A 4,299-nucleotide genomic window follows, 5' to 3' on the forward strand; every position below is an offset into this window, starting at 1 on the left:
ATGATGTGCCGGAGCTGACCGTCTAAGACGGGTATGGCCCGCACTTTTCGCTTAGGCAGGGCGACAGGATGCCACAACAGCGCAGTTGAAGATAGGGATGGACAGGCGGCCGCTCATTTAGGCAGTGAGTCGGATTGTCCCCTTGTGCTTACCAGCGGGCGGTATCAGCCAAACATTGACTTTTTTGCGTTATCACTTTATAATTAAAATTGTGTGCTTCGGCAACGGAGCGGAACGGAAAACAAACGATTTGGAAGGTGAAAGCCTGTGTATAAACGCGTGGGGAGACCCGCCATTGTGGTGGTGGTTATAATCATTGCCATCATCACCTATCTGTCGGTAGCCGGGTTGTCTTACACCAACGGCGACAATACGATCTCTGTCATCAAAGGCGCGCAGGATATGCGGTTCGGAATCGACATCCGCGGAGGCGTGGATGTGACATTCCGCCCCCCCACGAACTACAAGGCCACCAACGCGGAAATGGATGCGGCCACCGCTGTTCTGCGTACAAGGCTGGACAGCAAACATATCACCGATGCGGAAGTCTATACCGACTACCGCAACCAGCGGATTATCGTACGGTTTCCGTGGCGCTCCAACCAGAAAAACGAAGATCCGGAGACTGCCATTCAGGAACTGGGCGCTATGGCGGAGTTGTCATTTAAAGCACCGGACAATACGGTCGTTATGACCGGCAAAGATGTGAAAAGCGCCACGGCGCAGTACAGCCAGCAGGATAGCCAGTATCTGGTGCTGCTGACGCTGAACAATTCCGGCAAAACAAAATTTACCGACGCGGCGAAGAAATATTACCAGAAAACCATGTCGATCTATATGGATAGTACCGCGATCTCTACGCCGACAATGAACATTGATCCCAGCACATTGAGCGGAGAATTGGGTTCGGCGACCATCGAAGGCTCCGGTTCCAGTCCGTTTACTGCGGCATCGGCGCAGGCGCTGGCCGATAAAATCAACGCCGGTGCGCTGCCGTTCAAGCTGGAAACGGATAATTACCAGACCATTTCTCCGCAGTTGGGACAGAACGCCCTGCAGGTGATGCTGATGGCGGGCGCGGTCGCGGCGATTTTGATTGTGCTGTTTATGCTGATCTACTATCGTCTGCCGGGTCTCATCGCCTGTATCGCGCTGACAGGGCATGTTGCCGGCACACTGCTTGCCATCTCTATCCCGCAGTTTTCGCTGACACTGCCGGGTATTGCGGGCATCATCCTTTCCATTGGCATGGGGGTGGATTGCAACATCATCACAGCCGAACGCATCAAGGAAGAACTGCGCATCGGGAAAACGCTGGACGGCGCGTTGGATGCGGGTTTTCAGCGTAGTTTCGCTGCGATTTTCGACGGCAATGTGACCGTCGTAATCGTTGGACTGATTCTTTATTTCCTTGGTTCCGCTTCGGTCAAATCGTTTGGGTATACACTGGTGGTAGGCGTGGTCTTCAATTTCCTGATGGGTATCATCGCGTCCCGCCTCATGCTCAAATCCATCTCACGGTTCGGCTTTGCCCGCAAAGACGTTCTGTATAACGGGAGGGCCGCCAAATGAGCGATAAGCATCGGAAAGACAACGTAACACCGTTGTTCGGTCATCGAAAAGATGAGCCGAAAGTCCGTGAATCCGAAATCGATGTGCCGGACGCTCCCGCTGCGGATACGCCCAGGCAGGACATTCACCGGCGCCATCACGGCGTTGCGCCCACCATTATGGATATGGCCAGCGGAAATCGCCCGGCCAATCCGTTTTCACCGCAAGAAGCGAATGCAGATGAAAAGGGCGCGATTTACAACGGCCTGCATATGGACTTTATCGGCAAGCGCCGCATTTTCTATACGATTTCCATTGTGGTGATCGTGATCGGCATATTGGTGTCGGCAATTTTTGGCGTTAAGTTGGATATCCAGTTCAAGGGCGGCGCCATTATTCAGTATTCTTATACTGGAAAAATTGATTTGCCCGTGGCACAAGCATTGGCAAATAAGACAATAGCGGGCGGTGATTTTACCGTGCAGACCGACAAGGTGCCCGCCAACCATGAACAAATTTTGGTGTTGCAAACCACCAAAGCACTGACTGACACCCAGCAGGCCACCTTGTTTAATGCGCTGGGCAAACAGTTTTCCACGAGCAGCCTGAAGAAATTTGCTTCCAATGACGTTTCACCCCAAACGGGTCGGCTGTTCTTTATGCAAAGCATCGGTGCGGTACTGCTTGCGGCACTGCTCATTGTGTTGTATATTTGGATACGCTTCCGACATATCGGCGGGTTGCCGGCCGGCCTGACGGCGCTGGTCGCACTGCTGCATGATGTGGTGATCGCGTTTGTTGCTTTCTCGATTTTCCGCATCCCCATCAATGATAATTTTGTGGCGGTGGCACTCACGATTCTCGGGTATTCCATCAATGATACGATTGTCGTTTACGACCGCATCCGTGAAAATCGCGGGCTGTTTGGTCACAGCATTCATTTCAAAGAGATCGTCAACCGCAGTATCAACCAATCATTTACTCGTTCGATCAATACGACGCTGGTGACATTTCTCGCCATAGCGACGGTTTGTGTCTTCTCCCTTGTCTTCCACCTCGATTCCATTCGCAGTTTTGCCCTGCCGATGATGGTTGGCGTGGTCACCGGCTGTTACTCAACGATTTGCATTGCCGGGCCGCTTTGGGTGAGCTGGGTGGAGCACAGAGAAAAGAAGGACCCTGCCTACAGCAAGCGGATGACCGCGCAATAAGAGAACCCCTTCGCCGCCGGTTTCAGCAAAGCAAACCCCGCGCAGCCTTACCAAAGGCGGCGCGGGGTGTAGTCCATACGGCCGTACAAAGAACAGGGGAATTGCCCTGCGGGCTTTATGCCTGTCGTTCTTTAAGATAGAGGTCGCCCAAGAGACTGGCGATGACGGTAGCGTCGAACACGCCGAATGCGGCGGAAAATGCGCCCTTGACACAGGAGTACATGGTAAGATAGTCTCCAAAATGTCCAAGCAATAAGGTAAACAAAATAGCCATCACCAGCAGCCCGCAGGCGAGACGAAAACCGTCTGTGAGTGTGGAAACGGTAAGCGGCTCCATTTTGCGCAGGTTTTTGAGCAGTATGTGAAAAAGGTCCATTGGTTCCTCCTTGCAGAACATAGGGACAGGCGTTTTGACCGAATAGACGAACATCTAACGTGATTTCCAGATTGCGATGTATCTGTTTTATATGGTTTCACACGGCTTTTGAATCTTTCCACCATCTTAGCATGGGCCGTATTTCTTGGCAAGGCGTAATTATTGCCATGTGCGTCAGCCGTTGCCTTGCATTTGTTTCCACAAGCGAACGGCCTGTGCGGAACTTTTGCGGCAGGGTGTTTGGAGGCCACTATGATGGAAGTTGGCATCTCTACTGCTTGTTTGTATCCGATGGAAACGGAACAAGCCCTCTCGCTGGTGCTGGAGCAAGGGGCACGCACCGTCGAGATTTTTTTTAATGCGGAAAATGAATACAATATTACGTATTTGCGCCGCCTGCAAGTCTTGCTTGCCCGTGTGGGAGGGACGGTTAGTTCCATCCATCCTTACACCGCAGCATATGAATCCATGATGTTTTTTTCCGATTATCCCAGCCGTTTTGCCGACTCAGTTGCACAATATCGCCGTACATTTGCGGTGGCGGCGTTTTTGGGCGCGCGCGCGGTGGTGTTCCATGGTGCGCGTAAGGATCTGCAAATGTCGATGGTGCAATATTGTGAACGGTTTGGACGACTTGCCCGTGCCGCCCGCGAGGAGGGCGTCCTGCTGGCGCAGGAGAATGTGTCGCGCTGTAAATGTGGCTCGTCTGAAAATATTGCTGCCATGCGAAAAATTTTGGGAGAAGATGTGCAGTTTGTGTTGGATGTGAAGCAGGTTCGGCGCGCGGGAGAATCATTGGCGGACATGTGCGCTGCGATGGCGGGGCGGATTGCCTGTGTGCATTTGAGCGATGCCGCGCCGGGACGTGACTGCTTGCTTCCCGGCGCAGGAGAAACCGATTTATCTGTTTTGCATACCAGACTGGCGGCTCAGGGTTTTCAAGGGCCGCTGCTGATTGAAGTGTACCGCACTGGGTTCCTACACTTTTCCGAGCTGAAAACTGCACTTTCGATTGCGAATCGCGTATTTTCCTATGAGTAGAGTCTGTGACAGAGCAAAATCTAAAGTAAAACTAAACCGAATGCGATTATGTAAAAGAGCTATTTATTTTATATTCGACATAATTCGACAAATTTTTCAATAAATTAACCTATATATGGT

General features: G+C 51.9%; 4 protein-coding genes. 3 read left to right on the forward strand and 1 reads right to left on the reverse strand.

Annotated elements, in window-relative coordinates:
- Positions 1 to 267 precede the first annotated feature (267 nt).
- Entirely contained in the window at positions 268 to 1,572 is a 1,305-nt protein-coding gene (gene secD / locus ABF463_RS14010; RefSeq protein WP_415534574.1) for a protein translocase subunit SecD, read from the forward strand.
- A complete protein-coding gene (gene secF, locus ABF463_RS14015) occupies positions 1,569 to 2,762 on the forward strand; it encodes a protein translocase subunit SecF (RefSeq protein ID WP_415534576.1) in 1,194 nt (397 codons plus the stop codon). Before secD ends, secF begins: the two co-directional genes overlap by 4 nt.
- A 115-nt stretch (positions 2,763 to 2,877) precedes the next feature.
- Here the strand turns inward: secF and ABF463_RS14020 are convergent, their stop codons facing one another.
- A complete protein-coding gene (locus ABF463_RS14020; RefSeq protein WP_415534578.1) occupies positions 2,878 to 3,138 on the reverse strand; it encodes a hypothetical protein in 261 nt (86 codons plus the stop codon).
- 252 nt (positions 3,139 to 3,390) lie between these two features.
- Here ABF463_RS14020 and ABF463_RS14025 point away from each other — a divergent pair, with 252 nt between their 5' ends.
- Positions 3,391 to 4,179 (forward strand): sugar phosphate isomerase/epimerase family protein, encoded by a 789-nt coding sequence (locus ABF463_RS14025; RefSeq protein ID WP_415534580.1) that lies wholly within the window; start codon positions 3,391 to 3,393, stop codon positions 4,177 to 4,179.
- Positions 4,180 to 4,299 lie beyond the last annotated feature (120 nt).

Origin of the sequence: Ethanoligenens sp., from assembly GCF_047718355.1 — a bacterium.
GTDB lineage: Bacteria > Bacillota > Clostridia > Oscillospirales > Ethanoligenentaceae > Ethanoligenens.